The 23,829-nt window shown below is 61.2% G+C and carries 17 protein-coding genes and 1 pseudogene; 4 read left to right on the forward strand and 14 right to left on the reverse strand.

Features of this window, described 5'->3' with window-relative positions; translation table 11 throughout:
• Nucleotides 1-67: 67 nt before the first annotated feature.
• Nucleotides 68-928: a LysR family transcriptional regulator gene (locus BTN82_RS00535; RefSeq protein ID WP_075117237.1), complete on the forward strand. Its 861-nt coding sequence runs from the start codon at nt 68-70 to the stop codon at nt 926-928.
• A 169-nt stretch (nt 929-1,097) separates the two neighbouring features.
• Here the strand turns inward: BTN82_RS00535 and BTN82_RS30815 are convergent.
• The 3 genes and pseudogenes from BTN82_RS30815 to BTN82_RS00550 all read right to left on the reverse strand — a co-directional run.
• Nucleotides 1,098-1,196 (reverse strand): annotated as a pseudogene (locus BTN82_RS30815) (hypothetical protein); the annotation flags it as partial.
• 14 nt (nt 1,197-1,210) lie between these two features.
• A complete protein-coding gene (locus tag BTN82_RS00545; RefSeq protein WP_075117238.1) occupies nt 1,211-2,044 on the reverse strand; it encodes an ABC transporter ATP-binding protein in 834 nt (277 codons plus the stop codon).
• Entirely contained in the window at nt 2,041-3,636 is a 1,596-nt protein-coding gene (locus BTN82_RS00550) for an ABC transporter permease (RefSeq protein ID WP_075117239.1), read from the reverse strand. The genes BTN82_RS00545 and BTN82_RS00550 overlap by 4 nt, the downstream gene beginning before the upstream one ends.
• A 427-nt stretch (nt 3,637-4,063) precedes the next feature.
• Between BTN82_RS00550 and BTN82_RS00555 the strand changes: the two genes are divergently transcribed.
• Entirely contained in the window at nt 4,064-5,086 is a 1,023-nt protein-coding gene (locus BTN82_RS00555; protein ID WP_075117240.1) for an ABC transporter substrate-binding protein, read from the forward strand.
• Between the two features lie 236 nt (nt 5,087-5,322).
• Here BTN82_RS00555 and BTN82_RS00560 read toward each other — a convergent pair whose 3' ends face one another.
• Nucleotides 5,323-6,243, reverse strand: a complete 921-nt coding sequence (locus tag BTN82_RS00560) for a LysR family transcriptional regulator (protein ID WP_075117241.1) — start codon at nt 6,241-6,243, stop codon at nt 5,323-5,325.
• 181 nt (nt 6,244-6,424) lie between these two features.
• Between BTN82_RS00560 and BTN82_RS00565 the strand changes: the two genes are divergently transcribed.
• Complete coding sequence (locus BTN82_RS00565) at nt 6,425-7,330, forward strand: TauD/TfdA dioxygenase family protein (RefSeq protein WP_075117242.1); 906 nt, start codon at nt 6,425-6,427, stop codon at nt 7,328-7,330.
• A gap of 132 nt (nt 7,331-7,462) precedes the next feature.
• On the opposite strand, the gene BTN82_RS00570 is transcribed toward BTN82_RS00565, so the two are convergent.
• Both BTN82_RS00570 and BTN82_RS00575 read right to left on the reverse strand, forming a co-directional pair.
• Nucleotides 7,463-9,079, reverse strand: a complete 1,617-nt coding sequence (locus BTN82_RS00570) for an alkaline phosphatase family protein (RefSeq protein WP_075117243.1) — start codon at nt 9,077-9,079, stop codon at nt 7,463-7,465.
• A gap of 230 nt (nt 9,080-9,309) precedes the next feature.
• Entirely contained in the window at nt 9,310-10,254 is a 945-nt protein-coding gene (locus BTN82_RS00575) for a LysR family transcriptional regulator (protein ID WP_075117244.1), read from the reverse strand.
• A gap of 154 nt (nt 10,255-10,408) precedes the next feature.
• On the opposite strand from BTN82_RS00575, the gene BTN82_RS00580 reads away from it, so the two are divergent.
• Entirely contained in the window at nt 10,409-12,778 is a 2,370-nt protein-coding gene (locus BTN82_RS00580) for a TonB-dependent receptor (RefSeq protein ID WP_075117245.1), read from the forward strand.
• Between the two features lie 108 nt (nt 12,779-12,886).
• Here the strand turns inward: BTN82_RS00580 and BTN82_RS00585 are convergent, their stop codons facing one another.
• From BTN82_RS00585 to tssI, 8 genes are all read right to left on the reverse strand, one after another.
• Entirely contained in the window at nt 12,887-13,558 is a 672-nt protein-coding gene (locus BTN82_RS00585; RefSeq protein WP_075117246.1) for a hypothetical protein, read from the reverse strand.
• 214 nt (nt 13,559-13,772) lie between these two features.
• On the reverse strand, nt 13,773-14,135 hold the full coding sequence (locus BTN82_RS00590) for a hypothetical protein (RefSeq protein WP_075117247.1): 363 nt from the start codon (nt 14,133-14,135) through the stop codon (nt 13,773-13,775).
• Nucleotides 14,136-14,162: 27 nt separating this feature from the next.
• Nucleotides 14,163-14,831 (reverse strand): hypothetical protein, encoded by a 669-nt coding sequence (locus tag BTN82_RS00595; RefSeq protein WP_075117248.1) that lies wholly within the window; start codon nt 14,829-14,831, stop codon nt 14,163-14,165.
• A gap of 55 nt (nt 14,832-14,886) precedes the next feature.
• The gene (locus BTN82_RS00600; RefSeq protein ID WP_075117249.1) at nt 14,887-15,324 is read right to left on the reverse strand and encodes a hypothetical protein; all 438 of its coding nucleotides are present in this window, start codon (nt 15,322-15,324) and stop codon (nt 14,887-14,889) included.
• 447 nt (nt 15,325-15,771) lie between these two features.
• Nucleotides 15,772-16,203 (reverse strand): hypothetical protein, encoded by a 432-nt coding sequence (locus BTN82_RS00605; protein WP_075117250.1) that lies wholly within the window; start codon nt 16,201-16,203, stop codon nt 15,772-15,774.
• The gene (locus tag BTN82_RS00610) at nt 16,200-21,002 is read right to left on the reverse strand and encodes an RHS repeat-associated core domain-containing protein (protein ID WP_075117251.1); all 4,803 of its coding nucleotides are present in this window, start codon (nt 21,000-21,002) and stop codon (nt 16,200-16,202) included. The genes BTN82_RS00605 and BTN82_RS00610 overlap by 4 nt, the downstream gene beginning before the upstream one ends.
• Nucleotides 21,002-21,739, reverse strand: coding sequence for a DUF4123 domain-containing protein (locus BTN82_RS00615; protein WP_075117252.1), 738 nt, complete (start codon nt 21,737-21,739; stop codon nt 21,002-21,004). Before BTN82_RS00615 ends, BTN82_RS00610 begins: the two co-directional genes overlap by 1 nt.
• Entirely contained in the window at nt 21,729-23,771 is a 2,043-nt protein-coding gene (tssI, locus tag BTN82_RS00620) for a type VI secretion system tip protein TssI/VgrG (RefSeq protein WP_075117253.1), read from the reverse strand. Before tssI ends, BTN82_RS00615 begins: the two co-directional genes overlap by 11 nt.
• Between the last annotated feature and the right edge of the window lie 58 nt (nt 23,772-23,829).

Consider the following 23,829-nt stretch of genomic DNA (forward strand, 5'->3'; position numbering starts at 1 on the left):
CAAAGCTTGTGCTGGTTTTATGAAAAGAGATAGCATTTAATTTTTTCTACCATAGAAAGAATTTCTTATGGATACCCGTTATCTGAGAAGCCTTATCACTGTTGTGGAATGCGGCTCCATAGCCCATGCCGCACGAGTTGAAGGGCTGACGGCTGCTGCGATCAGTCAGCGAATTCTCGCGCTCGAGCGGCAGCTCGGCTTTGAACTACTGTCTCGCGTCGGGCACGCGGCTAAGCCGAGTGAAGCTTGTCTTGCTCTATTGCCCAGAGCTAAACGCATCGTTCGCGAAGTCGCGTTATTAGCGGGTGACGCCGACGTAGGAGGGCTTACGGGACCGTTGAGAATAGGCGCAATTTCGACCGTTCTGACCGGCCTGTTACCCCGAGGATTGCGGGCCCTGACCGAGTTAGCGCCAAGCCTCAAACCGGTTATAGTGCCAGGAACATCGCGTTCGTTATATCAAGCACTGCTCTCAGACGAACTGGATGCTGCCATATTGGTAGCTCCGCCTTTTGAAGTGCCAAAAGCTTTGCGCATGGCGTCATTACGAAAGGAGCCACTGGTTTTCCTGTCGAAGGATAAGTCCCCGGACAGTATCCTTGTTCAACTGCAAACCCATTCCTATATTCGGTACGATCCAGATTCGTGGGGCGGACGTCATGCTGAGCATTACTTGGCAGACAATGGCTTAATGCCGACGCCACTGGTGGATCTGGACGCACTAGAGACAATTGCCATGTTGGTAACCGAAGGTCTTGGCGTCAGTCTTGTGCCGTATTGGTCAGGCTTTGAACAGTGGGGCCATAAGTGCGCTGTGGACTGGGTAGGCAATGCTCGGTATGACAGAGAGATTGTGTTGCTCAGCCATGTTCAGACTGACCGGCCAAACATGTTGAATGTTTTATATAAAGCACTTTCAACAACCTAAAGTTAATTTTTGATCTGGCCGCCCATACATGAATACAGATCGAGCGCCACGACCAAATACAGCCAGCCCTGATAGGTCCGGATCTACGCGATATCGATGACCCAGACTTTGTTGGGTTCCCTGACGTCGAATTGGCGTTTCAGTCAATTGGGTGAGGCAACCGCTGTTTTTCCGCGTTCGGCGTGGCGATTTCGCCGCCGAACGCGCCAAGGTCGGAGAAGCCCAGGTCGTCGGCGAGGATCACCAGGAAATTGGGACGTTGCGGCATCGATGCACTCCTGTTCAGCAAGCAATGAAGGCCAGCGGCAAGTCACGGATCTGCGCCGGCAAGGGCGCCTGGTAGTGATAGTCGCTGGTCAGTTCGTGGAGCAGTTCTTCGCGCAGCTGGTGGAAGTCGAAAGCGCTGCGCTGGCGCGGATGGGGCAGGGCGACCTCGACCACCCGCTTGATGCGCCCGGGGCGCGGTTCCATCACCATCACGCGGTCGGCGAGGAAGATCGCCTCCTCGACGTCGTGGGTCACCAGCACCGTGGTGATCCGCGCGCGCTCGCGGATCGCCAGCAGCTCGTCCTGCATTTGCTGACGGGTCAGCGCATCGAGGGCGCCGAAGGGTTCGTCCAGCAGCAGGATGCGCGGGCTGGCTACCAGGCCGCGGGCGATGGCCACCCGTTGCGCCATGCCGCCGGAGAGCTGGTGCGGGTAGGCGCGGGCGAAGTCGGCGAGGCCCACCAGCTCGACGAATTCGCCGATGCGGGCATGGCGTTCGGCGGCGCCCAAGGGTTCGTTGACCAGGCCCAGGCCGATGTTTTCCTCGACCGTCAGCCAGGGGAACAGGCGGTGCTCCTGGAACACGATGCCGCGCTCGCCGCCGATGCCGCTGACGGCCTTGCCGTCGACGCGAATCTCGCCGCGAAACTGCGTGTCCAGGCCGATCAGCAGGCGCAGCAGGGTGGACTTGCCGCAGCCGCTGGCGCCGACGATGGCGACGAATTCGCCCTCGGCGATTGCCAGGTTGAAGTCGCGGATCGCTTCGAGTTCGCCGCCGGCGACCTCGAAGCTCTTGCCCACCTGATCGAAGCTGACGATGGGGGCGGGTGGCGATGCGAGTGCGTTCATGCGTGTCTCCAGCGGGTGGCGCGACGTTCGAGCTGTTGGCCGATCAGGTTGAGCAGGGCGCCGGTGAGGCCGACCAGGAGCATGCCGGCCATGATCAGGTCCATGCGCAGCAACTGCTGGGCGCCGATCATCTGGCTGCCGATGCCGCCGTTGGACGGCATGAAATATTCCGCGCCGATGGTGCCCAGCCAGGCGTAGATCAGGCTCAGGCGCAGGCCGGCGAAGATCCCCGGCGCGGCGCCCGGCAGCACCAGGCGGCGCAGGCGCTGCCAGAGGTTCAGGCGCAGCACCTGGGCCGCCTCCGCCAGTTGCGGCGACAGGTTGGCGACGCCGCGCTGGGTGGCGATGAACAGCGGGAAGAACGCGGCCAGGGCGACAAACACCCATTTCGCCAGCTCGCCCAGGCCGAACCAGGCGGTGAGCAGCGGCACCCAGGCGAAGATCGCGATCTGCCGGAGCGCCGCCAGGGTCGGCCCTAAAAGGCGTTCGCTCAGGGGCGACAGGCCCAGCAGCAGGCCCAGGGCGAACCCCAGGCCGCCGCCCAGCAGCAGGCCGCCGAGGGTGCGCTCCAGGCTCAGGGCCAGGCCGCTGGACAGCGTGCCGTCGAGCAGGCCGTTCCAGGCGGTGTCGAGCACCGCCAGCGGGCTGACCAGGATATTGGCGTCGACCCACTCCTGCTGGTTCGCCAGTTGCCACAGCGCCAGTAGCAACAGCGGCAGCAGCCACGGTTGCACGCGTTGCCAGCCTTGATAGCGCGGGCCGCGGCGGATCTGCGCGATGGCCGGGTGGGGCCAGTGCACCAGGGCCTTGTCCAGCAGGCCGATGCCGCGGTCCATGGCCACGCCGATCACGCCTATGACCACGATGCAGACGAAGACGATATCCAGCATGAACAGCTGGCGCGCCCAGACCATCAGGTAGCCGATGCCTTCGCTGGAAGCCAGCAGCTCGACCGCCAGCAACGAGGTCCAGCCGGCGGCCAGGGCCAGGCGCACGCCGGCCATGAAGGCTGGCAGGGCGGCGGGCAGCACCAGGCGGCGGATCAGTAAATGCGGTGGCAGGCGCAGCACCGCGGCGGCTTCGCGCAATTTGGGCTGGGCGTCGCGCACGCCGACCAGGGTATGCAGGGTCACCGGCACCACGATGGCCTTGACCAGCACCACCAGCTTGAGCAGTTCGCCGATGCCGAAAAACACCATGAACAGTGGAATCCAGGCCAGGGTCGGGACCTGGGACAAAGCGGCGAAGGTGGGGAAAACCAGCCGTTCCAGGCGCTGGCTGGCGCCCAGCGCCGCACCGAGCACGGCGCCGGCGCCGATACCCGCCAGCAGGCCCCAGAACAGTCGTTGCAGGCTGATCGCCAGATGGCTCCACAACTCGCCGCCGGCCAGTTCCAGGGCGCTGTGCCAGACCAGCGTCGGCGCCGGCAGGATCTGCTCGCTCATCCAGCCGTTGCGGCTGGCCAGCCACCACAGGGCGAACAGGCCCAGGGGCAGCAGCCAGGGCAACAGCCGTCGGTTGATCCGCGGCCACGACAGCGGTTTATCGACGGGCGCGGCCAACGGCAAGCTGAGAAGGGAAACACGGGCCATGGACGAACTCCGTTGTCGGGTTTTCGAGCGTCCCTGCTGTCCGGGCGCCCTCTGTTTTTTCCGTAGGAGCGAGCGGGCTCGCGATAGGCCACAGGCCGCTGGTGGCCTGGGTGCGGCCTTGAGGCCGCTATCGCGAGCAAGCTCGCTCCTACAGGGGGGTGTGTTGGTTTGATATTTTGGTTATATAAAAAGTTATATCGATGCTATTGGGAGATAAGAGAGGCCATTTAAGGCCTCCAGGCCCGCAGCATCCAATGCATTTGAAGAATATTTTCGATGCTGTCCATGCATACGGCGCCAAGAGCCCCGTCCTGGCTGATTTATTCGATAAGGTTATTAAAATGTGAATTTATAGTATTTAAAGCCCGGGTCGCCTTCGGCCTACCTTCTGCTCCTCAATGCCCGTCGCAGCCAGGAGCCGCACCTTATGAACCTTCCCTTCAAACGCGTCCTCAGCCTGTTCGCCGCGCCGGCCCTGGCGGGGCTCCTGGGCTGCCTGCCAGTGCTGGCCCAGGCCGATGAGCTCAAGCAGATCCGCATCGCCGTGCCGGACCTCAGCGCCGGCACCGGGCACAGCGGCGGCGGCATCACCGATGTGTTGCGCCAGCAGCAGATCTTCGAGAAGGCTTTCGCCGACCAGGGCGTCAGCATCCAGTGGAATTACTTCAAGGGCGCCGGCCCGGTGATCAACGAGGCCTTTGCCAACGGTCAGGTGGACCTGGCCTACCTGGGCGACCTGGCGGCGATCATCGGCAAGTCCAACGGCCTCGATACCCGGCTGCTCAGCGCTACCGCGCGCGGGGTTAAGCAATACCTGGGGGTGGTCCCGGGTTCGGGAATCAAGACCCTGCAAGACCTCAAGGGCAAGCGCCTGGCGGTGTTCCGCGGCACGGCCACCCAGCTGTCGCTGGACGCGGCGCTGGCCAGCCAGGGCCTGAGCGAGAAGGACCTGAAAATCATCAACCTGGATTTCAATGCCGCGGTGGCGGCGCTGGCCGCCCGGCAGATCGACGCCTCCTGGGGCGGTTCCGGGCTGACGGCATTGCAGGCCAAGGGCCTGGCCGAGGTGCCGCTGAACACCAAGGACCTGGGCGGCGCCGGCAGCGTGCAGGCGGTGCTGGTGGCCAGCGGCGCGTTCGTCGATGCCCATCCCGAGGCCGTGGAAAAACTGCTCAAGGCCCAGCAGCAGGCGGTGCAATGGCTGACCCAGGACAGCAACAAGCAGGCCTATATCGACCTGGTGTCGGGCCTGGCCAGCTACCCGCCGGTGATCCTGCAGCAGGACCTCAAGGACCAGAACCTCAGCGAAGTCTTCCCCTCCAGCCTGGACCCGGTGTTCCTCGGCAAACTGCAAGACGCCGTGGACCTCGCCGCGCAACAGCGGCTGATCCGCAAGCCGTTCAAGGTCAGCGAATGGGTAGCGCCGCAGCTGGCGGCCGCCGGCCTGTAAGCCACCTGGCGATTCGCCTGGAATACGTCCCGTAGCCGCTGCCGAGCACGCGAGGCCGCGTACGGCCCCGTAGGGGCCGCAAAACCGTGCGCTGCGATCTTCCAGGCAACCCGCGCAAGTAGGTTTGGCGAGGACTGCGTCGGAATGCCGCCCACCTCGTACGCAGCCTCGCAGGCTCGGCAGCGGCTACAGGAGAGCGTGTCTTCTGTAGGAGCGAGCTTGCTCGCGATGGCGTCCTAGGAGGCGATGCTCACCTGCTGGCGATCCACCGCCACCAGCACTTCGATCATCTTGCGCGCCGCCGGCGACAGGCGAAATCCGGTGCGGCTGACGATGCCGCAGCGGGCATTCATGCTCTCGATGTTCTGCGGCAGGTTGCGCCAGTGCAGCAGCGCCAGGGAGCCCTGGGCGATGTCCTCGACGAACGCCTCTTCGGTGCCTACGCCGATGGCGTTGGACTGGCGCACGATCTTCACCAGCGCCGGGAAGTGCTCGGTCTGGATGGTCGGGGAAAAGTCGATGCGCCCGCTGAGGTTGGCCAGCAGTTTGCGGATGCCCGGCGGGATCAGCGTGGTGGCCAGCGGGTAGTCGAACATGTCGTTGGTCGACAGGCTTTCCTTGTCCAGCAGCGGGTGCCCGGGGCGGCAGAAGAACACCCCGCGCTTGGGCGTCAGGGGCTGGGTCTGGAAGTTCGGGTCGGCCTCGAAATGGCGGATGTCGGCGATAAAGAATTCGATCTCTTCGCGGCTCAGGCTGCGGCTGAGTTTTTCCCAGTTGTCCACCTCCAGGCAGATCCGCACTTTCGGGTGGCTGCCGGTGAATTGCGCCACTGCGTCGGGCACCAGTTTCACCGCCGGCGCCGGGCCGCAGCCGAAGCGCAGCTCGCCAGCGTCGAGCTTGGTCATCTGCGTCACTTCGCTGTTCAGCAGCGCCGCGCCCTGCACCAGGCTCAGAGCGTGTTGCAGTACCACCTGGCCCTCCGGGGTGGGGCGCAGGTCCTTGTTGCCGCGGTCCACCAGCACGCAGCCGAACTCCTGTTCCAGGCCCTGGATGCTGCGGCTGAACGCCGGCTGGGTGATGCCCATGGCGTCGGCCGCGCGGACGAAACTGCGGTGTTCGTTGAGGGCGATGAAGTAACGCAACTGGCGAAGATCCATATGCTTTCCCGGCATCCGAAAAATAGCCCGAAGGCATTTGCGACGAGTGAGGAATGAGGTTTTAAATGCAAGCTCTTATTCCGTCAACGAAGCAAGTAGTTATCTATTAGATCTAAATTGAATATAGATAGAGCGTTGTTTCGCTGCCGCCAACCGTAAGCAGTCAGATGAGGGTTACCCGATGAGCAATGCCGCATTAGCTGTTAAACCCGCTGTCCAGGCGCTCGAGATCCACCCGGTGGCCGGCCGTATCGGCGCCGAGATCCGCGGCGTGCAACTCTCCGGCGCGCTGGACGCCGCCACGGTCGAAGCCATCCAGCAGGCGCTGCTGGAGCACAAGGTGATCTTCTTCCGCGGCCAGACCCACCTCGACGACCAGAGCCAGGAGGCCTTCGCCCACCTGCTCGGCGAGCCGGTGGCGCACCCTACCGTGCCGGTGCGCGACGGCACCCGCTACCTGCTCGAACTGGACGGCGCCGAGGGCCAGCGCGCCAACTCCTGGCACACCGATGTGACCTTCGTCGACGCCTACCCGAAAGCCTCGATCCTGCGTTCGGTGGTGGCCCCGGCCTCCGGCGGCGACACGGTCTGGGCCAACACCGCCACGGCCTACAACGAACTGCCGGTGGAACTGCGCGAACTGGCGGACAAGCTCTGGGCGGTGCACAGCAACGAATACGACTACGCCGGGGCCAAGCCGGACGTGTCGGTGGAGAAGCTGGAGCGCTACCGCAAGATCTTCACCTCCACCGTCTACGAAACCGAACACCCGCTGGTGCGCGTGCACCCGCTGAGCGGCGAGAAAAGCCTGGTGCTCGGGCACTTCGTCAAACGCATCAAGGGCTATACCCAGGCCGATTCGGCGCACCTGTTCAACCTCTTGCAAAGCCACGTCACCCGCCTGGAAAACACCGTGCGCTGGCGCTGGACCGTCGGCGACGTGGCGATCTGGGACAACCGTTCGACCCAGCATTACGCGGTCGACGACTACGGCACCCAGGACCGCATCGTGCGCCGCGTGACCCTCAAGGGCGACGTGCCGGTGGGCGTGCACGGGCAGCGCAGCCAGACCATCAAGGGGTTGTGACGCGCTCATTCTGGTCGACGCGGCTACAGACGCGGTGTTCTTGCGGTCTTTCGCGAGCAAGCTCGCTCCTACAGGTTCGGCTAATCTCCTGTAGGAGCGAGCTTGCTCGCGATCAGCCGCGCAGCGGCGCTCTCACCACACCCCGATCTGCACCACCTTCTGCGCCTCCGGCTCGCCATAACGAAACCTTTGCCCACGCAGATCGATCTCTGCGTGGCTGATGGTGGTCCGCCGCTTCAGCCCGCGCAGCCAGTCGAACAGATACCCCAGGTGTTCCTCGCGCACCGCCCCATAGGCCGGGTCGGCGCCGAGGTCGTGGAGTTCCTGCGGGTCGTTGTGCAGGTCGAACAGCTGCGGACGGAAGCCGTCGTAGGCCAGGTACTTCCAGCGCTCGCTGCGCACCATGGTCATGCGGCAGCGGTCGATGGGTTGGGCCAGGCGTTCGCGGGCCGGGGCCTGGAAGGCGTAGTCGTATTCGCTGATGGCGTAGCGGCGCCAGTCGCCGGCCGTGCCGTGCAGCAGCGGGATCAGCGAGCGGCCTTCCAGCCGGTGCTCGGCGCCGGGCAGCCCGAGGGCGTCGAGAAAGGTCGGCAGGGCGTCGATGGTTTCCACCAGGCGCTCGTCTTGCGTGCCGCGGCTGCCGTCCGCCGCTGCCCGCGGGTCGCGCACGATCAGCGGCACGCCCACCGCGGGCTCCAGCAGAAACTCCTTTTCCCCCAGCCAGTGGTCGCCGAGAAAATCGCCGTGGTCGCTGGTGAAGACGATCAGGGTGTCGTCCCAGCGCCCGCTGCCTTGCAGGAAATCGAACAGGCGGCCGAGCTGGTCGTCCACCTGCTTGATCAGGCCCATGTAGGTCGGCACCACGTTCAGGCGCACTTCGTCGCGAGAGAAGTTGCGGCTCTCTTCGTGCTGGCGAAACGCGGCGTACACCGGGTGGTCGCTGGCCTCTTCAGCGCTCGCGCGCACCGGCTCGATCACCTGCCCGGCGCCGTACAACGCGTGGTAGGGCGCCGGGGCGATGTAGGGCCAGTGCGGCTTGATATAGGACAGGTGCAGGCACCAGGGTTGTTCGCCCTGCTCCTTGATGAAGTCCAGGGCGCGGTCGGTGGTGTAGACGGTTTCCGAATGCTGTTCGGCAACCCGCGCCGGCAGGTGGGCGTTGCGCATCTGCCAGCCGCTGAGGATTTCGCCTTGCTCACCGCTGGCGGCATTGGCCCAGTCGTGCCAGGGGTTGCGCCCGGCGTAACCCTGTTCGCGCAGGTAATGGGTGTAGGGCGCGGATTCGCGCTTGTCGTCGAACAGCGGGCTGTCGGGGAAGATCCCATCGTGGCGCAGGTAGGGTTCGAAACCGACCTCGTTGAGGGCTTCGGCCTGCCGGCTTTCGGGGTCGATGGCCAGGCGTTGCAGGGCGTCGAGGTTGGGCGTGGCGTGGGTCTTGCCCACCAGCACAGTGCGAATGCCGTGGGGGCGCAGGTAGTCGCCGATCGTCAGCTCTTCCAGGGGCAGCGGCACGGCGTTCCAGGCCACCTGGTGGCTGCTGACATAACGCCCGGTGTAGGCCGACATCCGCGACGGTCCGCAGATGGTGCCCTGGGTATAGGCGCGCGTGAAACGCACCCCGGCGGCGGCCAGGCGGTCGATGTTCGGCGTGTGCAGGTGCGGGTGGCCGTAGCACGACAGGTAATCGCGGCGCAGCTGGTCGCACATGATGTACAGCACGTTGCGCACGGGTGGGACGGGGTTGGACATGGGGTTCACCGATCGAAAGACAGGTGAGGGTTTTCGCCTTCGCCGCCGGTTACGACAAGCGCATTCGGCGCATGGTTTTCATGCGTGATCCGCATGGGGCGAAAACTACCCCTGTAGCCGCTGCCGCAGGCTGCGCAAGGTCCGCAGGACCTCCGGCGATCTCAAGAGCGGCGCCCGCTGCGCGGTCGTGCGCAGCCTGCGGCAGCGGCTACAGGGTCCGGCGTCCGGGTTCAGACGGCGAAATTCTCCAGCGAATACACGTCCTCATCCAGCGCGTCGGTGCGCTGGATCTCTTCGATCATCGCCTCGGCCAGCGGCGACAGCCGATACCCGGCGCGGCTGACGATGCCGTAGCGGGTGTACAGCTCTTCCAGGTCGTCGGCCAGGCCCTCGATCTTCAGGCACACCAGCTCGCCCCTGGCCTGGTGCAGCGCGTCGCTGTAGGAGCCGACGATGCCGATGGCGTCGGAACGCAGCACCACGCCGAGCAGGCTGTAGCTGTTCTCGCATTCCACATTCGGGGTGAAGTCCGGGCGGCCGCTGAGGTCGACGATGACCTTGCGCAGGTTCGGCGGGCGGATGGTCACGGCCATGGGGTAGCTCATCAGCTCGGCGGCGCTGACGCTTTCCTGACTGGCCAGCGGATGCCCGGCGCGGCAGCAGAAATGCCATTTGCGCGGGCGCAGGCGCTGGGTCAGGTAGTCCGGGTTGGCCTCGAAGTGCCGGGTGTCGGCGACGAAGAATTCGAACTCTTCGCTGAGCAGGCGTTTGCTCAGGGTTTGCCAGTCGTCCACCTGGAACTGCACCCGCGCCTTGGGGTAGCGCCCGATAAAACTGCCGATGGCCCGCGGGATCAAGCCCGCCGCCGGCGCCGGCCCGCAGCCGAAACGCAGCTCGCCGGCTTCCAGGCCGTTGAACTGGCTGATCTCGTTGGCCAATTGCTGCGCGCCGCTGACCAGCCGCCGCGCGTGTTCGAGCAGCACCAGCCCTTGCTTGGTCGGGGCCAGGTCCTTGCGCCCGCGGTCCACCAGCTGGCAGCCGGCGCTGTGTTCCAGGGCCTGGATGCTGCGGCTGAAGGCCGATTGCGACAGGTTCACCGCCAAGGCGGCCGCGACGAAGCTGCGCTGTTCGGCGAGGGCGATGAAGTGTCTGAGTTGGCGCAGGTCGATATGCATTTTTCACATTGAAAATATCGGGCAAATGCATTGGCTATGCATTGGGTCGACTCTTTATAAAGGCAATCTCTTATTCCGTAAATGTTCGTAAAAACATAAATAAATAATCAAAAAGAATATACGGATCAGTCTGTTTTTTGCCCAGGAGCCGCCCATGAGCCCGTTGAACCTTGCGTCACCTATCTCCCCCCGACGGCTCAAGCGCCTGCCGCTGGCCTTGTTGCTGGCCGGCAGCGCCGGCTGGTCCCAGGCCTATGCTGCTGAAGCCGAAGCGCCCGTCGAAGCCGCGGCCAAGGCCAGCGCTGGCAAGCCCGCCGCCAGCGGCCAGCTGGAAACCGTGACCGTGACCGCGCGGCGTCGCGAGGAAAGCGCCCAGGACGTGCCGACGCCGATGAGCGTGATCGGCGGCCAGGCCCTGGAGAGCCAGCGCGTCTACCGCATCCAGGACTTGCAACAGCTGGTGCCCAGCGTCAACGTCGCCTACATGCATGCGCGCCAGTCCAGCGTGTCGATCCGCGGCCTGGGCAACAATCCGGCCAGCGACGGCCTGGAAGGCAGCGTCGGGCTGTACATCGACAACGTCTATCTGGGACGGCCGGGCATGGCCGTGTTCGACCTGATGGACATCGAGCAGCTGGAAGTGTTGCGCGGTCCCCAGGGCACGCTGTTCGGCAAGAACACCACCGCCGGGGTGATCAACATCAGCACCCGCGCGCCGAGTTTCACCCCCGAGCGCAGCATCGAGACCTCGGTGGGCGAGGACGGTTATTTCCAGACCAAGGGCACGATCTCCGGCCCGCTGAACGACGAGCTGGCCGGGCGCTTTTCGGCGTACCGCACCCGCAGCGACGGCGACATCAAGAACGAATACGACGGCCACGACTTGAACGGCGGCTCGCGCCAGGGCTTCCGCGGGCAACTGCTGTACAAGCCCAACGAGAACTTCAACCTGCGCTGGATCGGCGACTACAACGAAGAGGACTCCAGCGCCGGCACCCGGGTGCTGTACAGCACCGGGCCGACCATCAACGGCACCAACCTCTACCAGGCGCGGGCCAACGCCGCGGGGGCGACCCTGGTCGACGGCACGCACCGCAAGGTCAACTTGGACAACGACCAGCACGTCACGGTGTTCCAGGGCGGCACCTCGCTGGAGGCCAACTGGACCCTGCCCAGCGACTTCACCCTGACCTCCGTCAGCTCCTACCGCTGGTGGAACTTCACCCCGCGCAACGATGACGGCCTCAACGTGCCGGCGACCTACAACGCCGGGGTCTCGGTGGAAGACAAACAGTGGTCCCAGGAATTTCGCCTGGCCTCGCCCACCGGCGGCTTCTTCGACTACGTGCTCGGCGCCTACTACTTCGGCTCCGACCTGGACAACAAATCCTTCGCCTATTACGGCCCCCAGGCGGACATCTGGAACGGCACGCCCACCGGCGCGCTGAACAACGTCACCAGCATCGGCAACGGGCATATCCGCACTGACAGTTTCGCGCTGTTCGCCCAAGGCACCTGGCACCTCACCGAACGCCTGGACTTCACCGCCGGCCTGCGCGGCACCTATGAAGAAAAAAGCGCCTGGGTGACCCGCAACGCGCCAGTGGGGGGCGCCGCAGTGAGCGGTGCCGCGGCCACCGCGCGGCGCGGACGGGCCGGGGCCTACGATTCCGGCGACCTCAATCAATACAGCACCAGCCCCTCGGGCCTGCTCAACCTCAGCTATCGCTTCACCGACGACCTGCTGGGCTACGCCACCCTGTCCCACGGCGAAAAGTCCGGCGGGGTCAACCTGGTGGTGGGCTCGGCGCCGACCGCCGGCGCCGACTCGCTGCTGGTCGGTACCGAACGCGCCAACAACGCCGAGCTGGGCTTCAAGAGCACCCTGTGGGACAAGCGCCTGCAGCTCAACGCCAACCTGTTCTGGACCCAGGTCAACGGCTACCAGACCAACGCCTACGACGAGGCCAACCGTGTGCAGTACCTGACCAACGCCGGTTCGGTGCGCTCGCGCGGGGTGGAATTCGAAAGCACGCTGATCCCCATTCGTGGCCTGACGCTGAACTTCAACGGCTCCTACAACGACGTGCGCTACCTGTCCTACAAGGACGCGCCGTGCCCGCCCGAAGTCAGCCTGCGCCCCGGCGCCCCGGCCTCCTGCGACCTCAGCGGCCACCAAGTGGTCGGCGCCTCGAAATGGATCGGCAACGCCAACGGCGAATACAAATGGAACCTGGACAACGGCCTGGAACCCTACGTCACCGGCAGCTACGCCTTCCGCTCCAAGGCGGTGGGCACGGTGGAGGATTCCGACTACGGCCAGATCCCCAGCTACGCGGTGGTCAACCTCTCCACCGGCCTGCGCGGCAACTACGAACAAGGCCAGTGGGACGTGTCGCTGTGGCTGAAAAACGCCTTCGACAAGACCTACTACACCACGCTGTGGACCGGCGGGAATGGTGGGTATGAAGGGCTGTTGGGGACGCCTCGGACCCTGGGCGTGACCGGGCGTTACGACTTCTGACCGGACCCCGCGCTCCCTTGTAGGAGCGAGGCTTGCCCGCAATACAGACGCCTCGGCGTATCAGGCCGAACGCTATCGCAAGCAAGCTTCGCTTCTACAGCCGCCGGCCTATTTGCAGCTGTAACTGTCCGGCATGGTCACCGTGTACGTGCGCTGCACCCGGTCGCGGAAATCCAGGTTCTGCAAACCTTGCTCCACCACAAAGGCTTCGACCTTGGCGTCCTGGCAATCGTCGTTCTGCGACGACGCCCGCAAGAGATACACCGCGCGTTTGCTCGCCTCGTCCCGGGCCGTCACGGTGAACGTGGTCAGGCTGGCATAACCGGTGCGCTCCGAAGTCCCCACCGGCCCGTAACTGGTGTTGGGCGTACTGGTGCAGACCAGACTCTTGTCCTTCTTCTGCTTGTCCTTGCAGACCGTCGTGGTGCTGTTCGCCACCTGCCCATAGTCGGTGGCGGTGTAGCGATAAGTCACCCGCTTGCTGCCGATATCCAGCGTTACCGTCATCTTGATCGGCGCATGCTTCTTCGGCAGCGTCGCCTCGGTAAACACCTCGCGAAACCCCTGGTCCTTCATCGCATTGACCATGTCGCGCAGGTAGTAACGGGCATTGAGCCCATGCTCGTCGTTGCCCTGGGTCACCGTCACCAACACCGGCGCCTGCCGGTCGAAGGCATAGTCCGGATCGGGCGTGCCATTGAGCGCCACGCCGAGTTCAGTGGCGCAGCCAGTAAGCAGGAGGGAAAGGAGAAGGAGGGGGTAAAGCATGTATCGAGTCATGAGGGTCTTCGTTGTGCCGCGGGGGAGTGGATAGGGATTAAACGGATGAATGGCGGAATAAACAAATGGGCAGTGGGGGTGAGGGTACGGGTTGCTGGGTTTACGACAGGTTAAAGCGCCTGCCGGGTGGGGGCGCAGGGGGAGGGAGCATGACGGGTTTGGTGGGGGAGGTGGTTGTGGTTTTTTGTCGCTGGGGGCGATTTTTCGGCGTCGATCAGGCTTCTCTAGAAAGTCGCTCCTTCAATATTTCGCACTTTAATAAAGTGCTTTCCCGATCGGGAATCTCGTTGCTTTCGCACCAGTGGGTGATGGCTGCAACGCCATCAGAAAATGAAATCACCACGTGCTCGTCCATAAACTCGAAAGCCATGCCTTTTCTCAGATATCCGGGAATGTTCTCAGCGTCCTTATCGGTGCTGAGGTAGATCCCAGACATTTCTATGCCGAAACCTTCCGAGACCATGAGCTTGTCCAAGGCTATTGGTAGAAAGCTTGGGCTTTTCAGAGAGGAGGAGTCCTTTAGATCGAGCAAACAGTTGTGGATGATGTTTTTTTGTTTGAGAGTGAGTGTATTCATTTGTCTGCATTACTGGTTGGGTTTAGGTCAGTTGCATTGTGTAACTATGTAAACTCGATCATCGACATCGCCGGCCCTGCTTCCAAAGAAGTAGACTTCGTTCTGATTGAATAAAATATAGTTTCTCTTTGCTCGGGGCTTGCTTCCGCCAAAGATATTCGTTTCTCGTTGCGCGGGGGCGGAACCAGTAATCGGAAATGACTGCTCTCCATATACTTGCAGTAAAAAGTCAAAAGCCGCTCCCTTGTACTGGCCCGGCGTCTCATAATTCAGAACCCATTTAGGCTTGTCGCCAGCCCAACCGAACACATCATGGCCTTTGCTATGGCTAAACGCTAAGGGAGTCATTGCGATCCGTATTGGGTAATCAGTCAAATAGACCTTCTCTTCGTTCTTGAAAAGAAAGAGTGCGAAATATTTTTGGTAATTTCTTAAGAAGCCATCGGGAACGCTTGCTCCCAAGAGTGGGACCTTGAGCATTTCAGGAATCGTATAGTCTTCGTTGAAGTCATCTGTTGCTGCAAAAACACTAAGCGTGTAGCCATGCAGGGAATGAGCTTCTGGGAACTGTAGGGTGAAATAAAAGCTCATCAAGCTGCCGCTTGGGCTTTTGGGGATGCTCATCCCTTGGGGGATGACTGGTTTGCCTCCAATGTATGAGGCTGGTTCGGTTTTGGGAACCTTGTTGATGTACATTGATTTAGCCTCGGTTCTTTGGTTGGAGGTATTTTTGTTGATTTTTATTAGAGTCTTATTTTTGAGAAATTGAAATTTCAATTATTATTTTTGAGTAGTCGATATGTCCATTGGATTTGGTTCTTTTTAGAGGGTCAAAGGCATATTTTATTTTTATTTTTGCTCCGGGTTTGTAGTGATGCTTTTCGGAGTTTTTGTTTGCGTATATGCCTTCTGTATAGAGGCTGTTGTCATCTGCTTTTATATCGATGGTATTGATTTTTTCGATATTGTCTTGTCCGGTTAAATATACCCTTGTGATAACTCCAGAAATCTCTTTTTGAGGGATGAGACCTTTGTTGAGGTTGTTCCACCACTCATCTGAGCCCAGCAATCCAAAAGTTCCTTTAAGACCGGCTTTCGGTTTTGACTCATTAAGAGTCAGCTCTTGGGCTTTTCGAATGTACTCGGGATCTTCTTTGATGCGCTCTTTGAAGTGATAGATAACTTTCATAGGAGGCCTTATAGGGGGGAGTTGTATGCGGGCATGGAAGACTAGGGCTAAAGGAAAAACGGCGCACTTGAAAGTGCCGCACGCGCAGCGTGCCGCAACACAATAATGCAGGCATAAAAAATACCTACATGTTTTTTTGGCGTTTTAGCACCTTTAGCTATAGAGCGGACTTCCACATCCGATCGCTGATTTCGCAGCGACTTGAAGATGCTATCTAGGTGGATGCCTTGGCACAAGTTAATGGAAGTCAATGCCGGCTGCAGGAAAACTCTCCGAGTTTTGTAGGAATAAGACTTACTGGTTCGGTAATGACGTTGTGCACTTTGTTTGAGATATTTGATGGTTTGATCTTTCAGGAATGCTTTTGATTTGGCGTCTAATTTTATTGTTTTTCATTGGTGTAAAGTTATCAGAATTCCGGGGTATCGTTTAATATGTGTTTTTAAACTATATGGTTTTAAAGGGGAATGTCTCGCCGGAGACTATGATGCCAGACTCCGTTGTGTAAATTCTTTCTATGTTATTTATTACTAGTTTTAAGTTTTTATTTTCTGGGAATAGCGAGTCTAATAAATCAAAGTATAGGTAGTCTTTGATGAGGGCGGCCACTAATTTTGGATTGCTTTTGATCAAGTTTTTAAAGGGTGGATAATTTAGCTTTTCTAGCTCGTCGATGTCTGCAAAACCTTGCTGGATATCATCGGTTTTGCACTGTTCTATAAAGGAATCAGAACTTTTTATAAAGGCTTCTGGTAGTTCGCTGAAGCTTATTGTTAATTCATAAGGGCTTGTTTCAAGGCCCGTATCCTCACCAAAGCCAAGGCTTCGATATCCCACTGAACATGGACTGATGTTCTCACCTGCTGATTTGAATATCATGGTTTTGTTCCTGGTGGTAGCAAAGTGATTGTGCCGTCTTTTTCCAGTGTAATAGACCCAGAAGGTTTATATTCCTGACCAGCTTTCGGGTCAAGACCGGCGCGTGTTCCTGAACGCTGGAAAAACTCTTCTGGAGATTTTATCTCTTCAATGTTTGCTGTTTTATTTCCTGGCACGATTCTGGTCTTTTCAAGCGTTAGGAAACTCTCCTCACCCTCAAATTTACTTTCAAGGGCTTTAACATGTTTGCCAGCCTGGTTTGCATTAAGGTTCCCGAAACCAACATCTAAGTCGCTGCCGGGAAGATTGTCACCTCTAACTCTGCTTCCTCCGATTACAACCGAAGTTCCCTTTTTATAAGAGTCCTCAAGAATCATCTGTGCCTGCTCTTTAGGTAGCCCAGGAAGATGCTCTTGCAAAAAGGCTGCTTGCTCTTCGGGACCTGAAGTTTTTATGACCTTTCTTTCGGGGTACTTATTAAATACCGACCTCTCTGTCCATCTCTTAGGCGGCTCAGTACCTGGGGGGCATTGTCCGGTGGTGGAGTTCAACCCCAACGGATCCACCCACCCCGTAGGGTTAGGCACGTACTGGTAGTTATTCAACCCCCCCGCCAGCTTGATCGGATCCGGCGTCAGAAACCGCCCCGAGCTCGGATTGTAATAGCGATGACGATTGTAGTGCAGCCCGGTTTCCGTATCGAAATACTGCCCCTGGAAACGCAGCGGATTGTCGATTTCCGAAACGTCCAGCGCGGCCAAATTGCCATACGCCCGGTACTTCGCCGACCACATGATCTCGCCGCTGTAGGCGGTCAGTTCCTGCGGTGTACCCAGGTGATCGAGTTGGTAATAGAACGGCGTGGCCTGGGTCGGGCCTTCGCCGTCGAGCATGGCCAGCGGGCGGAAGGTGCCGGGTTCGTAGATATAACTGCGATAGCGATTTTCAGCGCTCTCGGCGATCAGCCGTTCACCTTGCCAGAGGAACTCGGTCGTGCGGCCATCGACGGTTTTAGCGATGCGCCGGCCGAAGGCATCGTACTTATAGGTGGCGGTGCTGCCTCCCGGCAGGCTCACACCAATCAACCGATGTTGGCAGTCGTATTGGTATTCCGTGACCAGCTTCTGGCCCGCCCCACGACGTTCGCGACTCAGGTTGCCGAAGGCGTCGTAGTCGTAGTGGCGGTCGCCTTGCATCAGCAGGCGGTTGCCTTTGACGTTGGCCAGGTTGGCGGCGGGTTGGTCGCCCTGGCCGAGCAGGTTACCGGCGGGGTCGTGGGCGAAGCTTTCCGGGGTGGCGCCGCGGACGTTGATCAGGCGGTCCAGCGGGTCGTAGTGATAACGCAGGTTGCCCTTGCGGCTGTCGTCGATGCCGGCGAGGTTGCCGTTGGCGTCGTAGGCGTAGGCGCGGCGGAACAGGTTGCGTTGCTGCTGGCCGTGCTGTTGCTGGCTGACGCTGTGGGCCTGCAGGCGGCCTTGTTCGTCGTACTGGTACTGGCTGAGCAGCAGGCCTTGCTGGCGTTGCTGTTCGCGGCCGGCGTCGAATTGGTGGCTGGTCAGGCGCGAGCCGTTGAGGTCGATGCTGCTCAGTTGCCCGCCCGGGGCGTGGCGATAGTCGAGCTTGCTGCCGTCGGGCAGGCGGCAGTGGCTCAATTGGCCGAGTTTGTCGTACTCGTAGCGCAGGGTGCCCCAGCCTTGGTGCTCGGTAATCAGCCGATCTTGCAGGTCGTATTCGTAGGCCAGCGGCCAGTGGCTGTCGTCGACGTTGACCAGGCGCCCGAGGGCGTCGTAGCTGTAGTGAATTTCTTCGCCATCGGCGAGGGTTTTCACCAGCAGGCGGCCAGCGGCGTCACGTTGATACTCGGTGACCAGCTCGCTGCCGTCGTCGCCGAATTCGGTTTTTTTCAGCAGCTTGCCGTTGAGGTCGTAGGCGTAAGCAGTGCTGCGCCCGTCGAAGCCGGTTTCCTGCTGGATCAGGCCGTTGGGGTAGTAATCCAGGTGGTACTGCTCGCCGCGCTCGTTCTCGATGTCGGTGAGCAGCAGGCGCGCATTGTCGTAGCGATAACGCAGCTGGCTGCCGTCCGGGTTGATGCGGCGGCTGACCAGGTGCAGGTTGTCGGCGTATTCGTAGCGGGTGACGCGACCCAGCTCGTCGCGTTCGGCGGTGACTTTGCCGTAGGCGTTGTAGCTGAAGGCGCGGGTCGCGCCGCCGGGCAGGATGATCTGCGCCAGGCGGTTGGCGGCGTCCCATTGGTACTGGGTGACGGCGCTGCTTTCGTCCTGGCGGGTGATCTGCCGGCCCAGGGCGTCGTAGCGGTATTTGCGCTGGCCGCCGTCGGGCAGGCGTTCTTCCAGCAGCTGGCCGAGGCCGTTCCAGCCCAACTGGTGGCGGCTGCCGTCGGGGTGGGTGATTTCCAGCAGGCGGCCCTGGCGGTCGTAGTTGTAGTAGGTTTCGTTGCCGTCGGGATCAGTTTGCCGGGTGATGTCGCCCTGCTGGTTGCGCTGGTATTCCCATGTCGCGTTGCCGCGATGGACTGCACTGACGCGACCGTTGTCGTATTCGTAGGCGGTAGGTTTATCTTCCGGCGGAATCACCGCCACGATGTCCCCTGCTTCGTCGTAGCGGTATTCGGTCACTGCACCGAGTGGATCCTTTTCCGCAATCAGCCGGCCTTTTTCGTCATAGGCCTTGAGGTGTTCGGCGCCGTCCGGGTCGACTTTGCTGATCAGTCGAGCCTGCTCGTCGTGGGTATAGATTTCTTCACTGCCATCGGCATTGACGGCCGTGACGCTGCCTTTGTCATCCCAGATGTAGCGCTGATCCATCTGCGTAAAGTTCGCCCAGTGATGGACGCAGCGTGAGTCCTTGCCCCGGTTTTCCCATTCCCAGAAGAAGCTGGCCCCGCCGGCCAGTTGCCGTTCGAGAATGACGTTTTGTTCGTCATAGGCGTATCGCTCTGCCTCACCGGCAGCGTTCTTCGCTTCTATCAGGCGATGCTGGTTGTCGTAGCTGTAGCTGACCAGGGTCTGGACGGTACTCCAGCCTTCTTCGAGGATGTCTGCCGGGGTGAACTGCTGGTAATCGACGGCAACGATCAGTGTGCGGTCGTAGCGCAACAACAGGGCGCGTCCGGCACCGTTGTCGATACGTTTGATCCGACCCTGGATATCGCGAGTGATGTGCAGGCGGTTGTCGTAGTTGTCGCTGATAGCGATCAGGCTCGCGCCCTTGCTGTTGTAGCGGAAGTGGTAGAAACGCGACGATTTGCCGGCCTGGCACAGGATCAGTTCGGAAGGATCGTCCCCCAGGAAAATCGCTGCCCGGGAAAGAGTGTTGGTAATGGCCGGACGTTGTTCGTTGGGTAGAGGGAAGGTCGTGGAGCGGTTCTCGTGGTCGGTCCAGACAACGCTTTCGCCATCGATCTCGACGCGTTGGGCGAGGGCATGGCTCCAGCCATAACCCAGGCCACAGTTGAGTTCGGCGGCACTGGTGCGATACAGGCGCGTCCATTCAAACGGTAGCAACCCATCAAGCCCGCCATCGGTCAGGGTCAGTAGCTCTTCGCCGGTGACCATCGAAACCGGGCAGCCGCTGGTGCAGGTATTGCTGGCGGAATCGGCGTTGCGTCTGGCTGGAGTCGTTGCAGGACGAGAGGCGTCGGGAGTCGCAGGCCTTCCTCCTAGTACGGAGTTTTTCCTGCCATCGAAACGAACCTCGACAGTACCTCTCTTGGCCGCGGTCTGGATGCCACGCGCAGCCACTTCGGTGTACTTCTTGATGTAGCCCATGAAGCTGTTGATGATTTTGAATATGGCCTCGACAAAGCGGGTCGCGGCCTTGACGATCACCTGGCCATACTTCTTCAGGCGCAGGGCCAGGTAGACGACTCCCATGCCTTCCAGGGCAATGGTCAGCACGATGCCCAGGATGATATCGATCAGGATCGACACGACAGCAGAGGAAATGAATTTGGCCGCGTCGCCGGCAATTTGAGTTGGGGGCAACGCGCTGAGCCAGATCGACGCGCTGCGTACCAGCAGGAACAACGCCGCCTCGTCGCTGGCAAACAGCATCGCCTTGCGCATGACGTCCGGCGCTTCTTTGGCCAGTTTGGCGAGTTTCTCCGCGCCTGCTCCTAGCCTGTCGACGTACTTCATCGGGTTTTGCAGGATGTCGAGAATGAGCGTGATGCCATCCCACACGCCTTTGATTGCTTCCCAGCTACCGGCAAGGATGCCGTTGCCGACGGCCTTCAGAGAGGCCGCCGCCGACTGAGTGGACCATTGCGGCTTGAAGACTGCCCACTCTTTGCGCAGCCAGCCTTCCAGCTCGCCGGTCAGGCCGTCATAGGATTTGAACAGCGCGTTGACTTGAGCGGGGGTCACCTCGTTCTGCACGCGGATCTTGTAAAGCTCCCCCGGCTTGCCCTGATAGCTGGCCTTGCCCTTGGCGTCCAGCGTCAGCTTGGTCGCGGCACCGCCCTTGACCGGAATGACCTCGACCTGGATGCCTCCCAAAGGAATGTCGTAGACCGATTCGAACTTGCTCTCGATCAGCAGCGGCCCTTTCAGCGGACACCTTGCAATGTTGGAGGTGAAGCTGCCGTCAGTCATGCTGACAGCCTTGCTGGTGCCACCGACTTTGATGACTCGCTCCATGCCCAGCAAGGAAGGCATGTCTGTCTTCTCGCTCACGGCATCTGCGGCTTGCGCATACCATTTTTCGGTCTGCTGGCGGTACAGCGTCAGGCTGCTTTTGAACGAATTCAGTTGTTTTTCGATATCGGCAACACGACCCATCATCCTTGCTCCAGAGTCAGGTGGTTAAGCAGTGCTTCGTTAAGGGCTTTCGGCGCGTTTGGCCGGCGTACGAAGTGCGCGACTTTGTGGCGCAACACGGCCTCGGGGAAAGCGTCGTAGAGGTCTGGGCGTTCCTCGCTCAGCCATTGCATCAGGTTGTCGATCAGGGTGGTCGGGTCCTTCTTGGCCAACTGATCGAGCAGCGTCTTTGGTACTTCCCACCAGGGCCATTGCTTGACCTTCGGCACCGGGCGCGTGCCGGTTTCCAGGGGTTGGCCGTTGATCCAGTAGCGATTGAACACCGGCAGTACTTCTCCGGCGCCATCCCCCAACCCCTGCAGAATCGGCCCGATATGCCGCCCATCCCAGAACCGGAAAAACACCTCTGCGCCATCCGGCATCTTCACCTGGGTCAGGCTGCGCAGGTGCTCGAACACCACCAGCGGCTCGCAGCTGGAGACGGCCAGCCAGCCCCAGTCGTCGGCGTCGGTGTTGGCGATCCAGTCGAGGAAGGCGGAGGTCGGCTTGAGTTCGGCGAGGTAGGGCATCACCGGCTGCCAGTCGGCGTAGGGCGTGCCGCTCCAGATCGCGGTCAGGCCGCTGGCGCCTTCGCTCTGGTAGAAGTCCTTGAGCGGGTCGGCGTCGCTGGCGTTGCTGGCGACCAGGTACAGGCGTTCGTCGGCGTGCAATGGCTGGCGGGCGAGCCAGGCTTGGGGTGTCAGGCGATCAGAGGGCACAGGCACCGTCCTTGCACTTTTCGCACTCTTCACAGAACGGTGCATTGCGCTTGAGGGTGTTGATTTGCGCCGGGGTCAGCAGGGCGCCGGCCTTGTCAGCGTCGGCCTGTTGCAGCACGCCGGGCATCAGTGGGGCGGCGCCGGAGCCGCTGCCCGGGCCGCCGCCGGAGTTGACCTTGACCACCGCGCCGTTGATGGTCACGCCGCCGGCGTCGAGCTTGATAAAGCTGCCGCCGCCCTTGAGGGTCAGTTCGCTGCCGGCTTCCATGACCACCTTGAGCCCGGCATTGAGGTGGATTTCCTGGCCGGCCTCGATGAACTGCCCGGTGCCGATCTTGATGTGCTGGTTGGCGCCGACGGTGAGGTGGTCGTTGGCACGGGTCTCGACCTTGCGGTCGGCGTGCACGGTGTGGTGTTCCTCGGCCTTGAACTCGCTGTAGCTGTTGGCCTCGACCGTGTCGTGGCGTTCGTTGCCGACGCGGATCTTCTGGTCGTGCTCGACGTTCTCGTCCCAGTCGCGCTGGGCGTGCAGGAAGATCTGTTCCTGGCCCTTCTTGTCCTCGATGCGCAGCTCGTTGTAGCCGCCGCCACCGGGGCTGCTCAGGGTCTTGAAGGTGCTGCGGGTCTTGTTCGCCGGCAACTCGTAGGGGACGACGTTTTCCTTGTGGTACAGGCAGCCGCTGATCAGCGGCTGGTCGGGGTCGCCCTCGAGGAAGGTCACCAGCACTTCCATGCCGATCCGCGGGATGGCGATGCCGCCGTACTGGGCGCCGGCCCAGGCCGAGGACACGCGCAGCCAGCAGCTGGTCTTGTCGTCGGACTGGCCTTCGCGGTCCCAGTGGAATTGCACTTTCACCCGGCCGTATTGATCGCAGTGGATCTCCTCGCCCTTGGGGCCGGTGACCACCGCGCTCTGGCTGCCGAGGATGCGCGGCTTGGGGTGCGCCAGCGGCGGGCGGTGCGGCACGTCCCAGGGGGTGGCCTGGAAGCGGTTGCGGTAACCCTGGTGGAAGTCGTCCTTCAGGGCCGTGGTGTCGCTGGTCACCGACTCTTCCAGCACCTGCGGCTGCTTGCCTTCGTGGACGATTTCGGTGAGCAGCCAGAGGTCGTTCCACTTGGCCTTGGGGTGTTCGCTCAGGGCCAGGAAATGACCGCTGACCAGCAGCGGCTGGTCGCTCTTGCCCTCGGCCAGCTGGTAGTCGCTGCGGTGGCGTTCCAGGGCGCGCTTGGCCAGGTGTTTACCGCGTTCGCGATCGACGAAGCGGCCCGGGTAGTCGTAGTCCTCGAGGTCTGGCTTGAGCTCGCTCTTGGCGTCGCTCTCCAGGGTCAGGCGCGGTTTTTCGAAGTCGTAGTCGCGGCGCGTGGTGCGGCTGGTACGGGCTTCCAGGCGCAGGTCGAAACGCTTGATCACCGGGTCGTTGGCGACCATGCCGGAGTCTTGCTGGTAGGCCACGGGAGCGAGTTTGGGGAACACCGTCTGGTCGTCGCCGAAGACGATTTTGTGGCTCTCGGCGCTGTGCTGGAAGTGGTAGTGGATACCTTCTTCCTCGCACAGGCGCTGGATGAAATGCAGGTCCGATTCATCGTACTGCACGCAGTAGACGCGCTCGGGATAGATCGAACCGGTCTTGAATTCGTAGGCGTCGCTTTGAATGCCGTGTTCTTCGAGGACCTGGCCGATGATTTTCGGCACCGTGAGGTTCTGGAAGATGCGTTGGTTGATGCGGTGCGCGAGGTAGGCCAGGTGCGGGCGCACGGTGACCGAATAGCGGGTCAGGCGCTTGCCGGAATCGCCCTGGGCGACGCGGTAGATCTGCCCGTGGATGCCGGTGCCGTTGGGGGCCAACTGCAGGAAGGCCGGTTTGTGCAGCAGGCTTTCCAGGTCCAGGGCAGCCTGGGCGCTGACCAGTTCCACCTCGAAGGCAAACGGCTGGCTGATGGCTTCCCGCCCGGTAAAGGACAGGACCTGGAGGTCATTCTCCAGCCCCTCGACAGTGAGGCTGAAATGGGTCTGATTGGCCGGCGCGAACATCCCTTGTTCCTCGTGCAGTACTGCAGCGTGGGCCGGGCCTAAGAGCGGGCGCCGACGA

Origin of the sequence: Pseudomonas chlororaphis, from assembly GCF_001921865.1 — a bacterium.
Lineage (GTDB): Bacteria > Pseudomonadota > Gammaproteobacteria > Pseudomonadales > Pseudomonadaceae > Aquipseudomonas > Aquipseudomonas chlororaphis_D.

Excerpts from the sequence above, each read along its gene's own strand:
- BTN82_RS00535 (WP_075117237.1), top strand. The coding sequence starts at position 68 with ATGGATACCCGTTATCTGAGAAGCCTTATCACTGTTGTGGAATGCGGC.
- BTN82_RS00545 (WP_075117238.1), bottom strand. The coding sequence starts at position 2,044 with ATGAACGCACTCGCATCGCCACCCGCCCCCATCGTCAGCTTCGATCAG.
- BTN82_RS00550 (WP_075117239.1), bottom strand. The coding sequence starts at position 3,636 with ATGGCCCGTGTTTCCCTTCTCAGCTTGCCGTTGGCCGCGCCCGTCGAT.
- BTN82_RS00555 (WP_075117240.1), top strand. The coding sequence starts at position 4,064 with ATGAACCTTCCCTTCAAACGCGTCCTCAGCCTGTTCGCCGCGCCGGCC.
- BTN82_RS00560 (WP_075117241.1), bottom strand. The coding sequence starts at position 6,243 with ATGGATCTTCGCCAGTTGCGTTACTTCATCGCCCTCAACGAACACCGC.
- BTN82_RS00565 (WP_075117242.1), top strand. The coding sequence starts at position 6,425 with ATGAGCAATGCCGCATTAGCTGTTAAACCCGCTGTCCAGGCGCTCGAG.
- BTN82_RS00570 (WP_075117243.1), bottom strand. The coding sequence starts at position 9,079 with ATGTCCAACCCCGTCCCACCCGTGCGCAACGTGCTGTACATCATGTGC.
- BTN82_RS00575 (WP_075117244.1), bottom strand. The coding sequence starts at position 10,254 with ATGCATATCGACCTGCGCCAACTCAGACACTTCATCGCCCTCGCCGAA.
- BTN82_RS00580 (WP_075117245.1), top strand. The coding sequence starts at position 10,409 with ATGAGCCCGTTGAACCTTGCGTCACCTATCTCCCCCCGACGGCTCAAG.
- BTN82_RS00585 (WP_075117246.1), bottom strand. The coding sequence starts at position 13,558 with ATGACTCGATACATGCTTTACCCCCTCCTTCTCCTTTCCCTCCTGCTT.
- BTN82_RS00590 (WP_075117247.1), bottom strand. The coding sequence starts at position 14,135 with ATGAATACACTCACTCTCAAACAAAAAAACATCATCCACAACTGTTTG.
- BTN82_RS00595 (WP_075117248.1), bottom strand. The coding sequence starts at position 14,831 with ATGTACATCAACAAGGTTCCCAAAACCGAACCAGCCTCATACATTGGA.
- BTN82_RS00600 (WP_075117249.1), bottom strand. The coding sequence starts at position 15,324 with ATGAAAGTTATCTATCACTTCAAAGAGCGCATCAAAGAAGATCCCGAG.
- BTN82_RS00605 (WP_075117250.1), bottom strand. The coding sequence starts at position 16,203 with ATGATATTCAAATCAGCAGGTGAGAACATCAGTCCATGTTCAGTGGGA.
- BTN82_RS00610 (WP_075117251.1), bottom strand. The coding sequence starts at position 21,002 with ATGGGTCGTGTTGCCGATATCGAAAAACAACTGAATTCGTTCAAAAGC.
- tssI (WP_075117253.1), bottom strand. The coding sequence starts at position 23,771 with ATGTTCGCGCCGGCCAATCAGACCCATTTCAGCCTCACTGTCGAGGGG.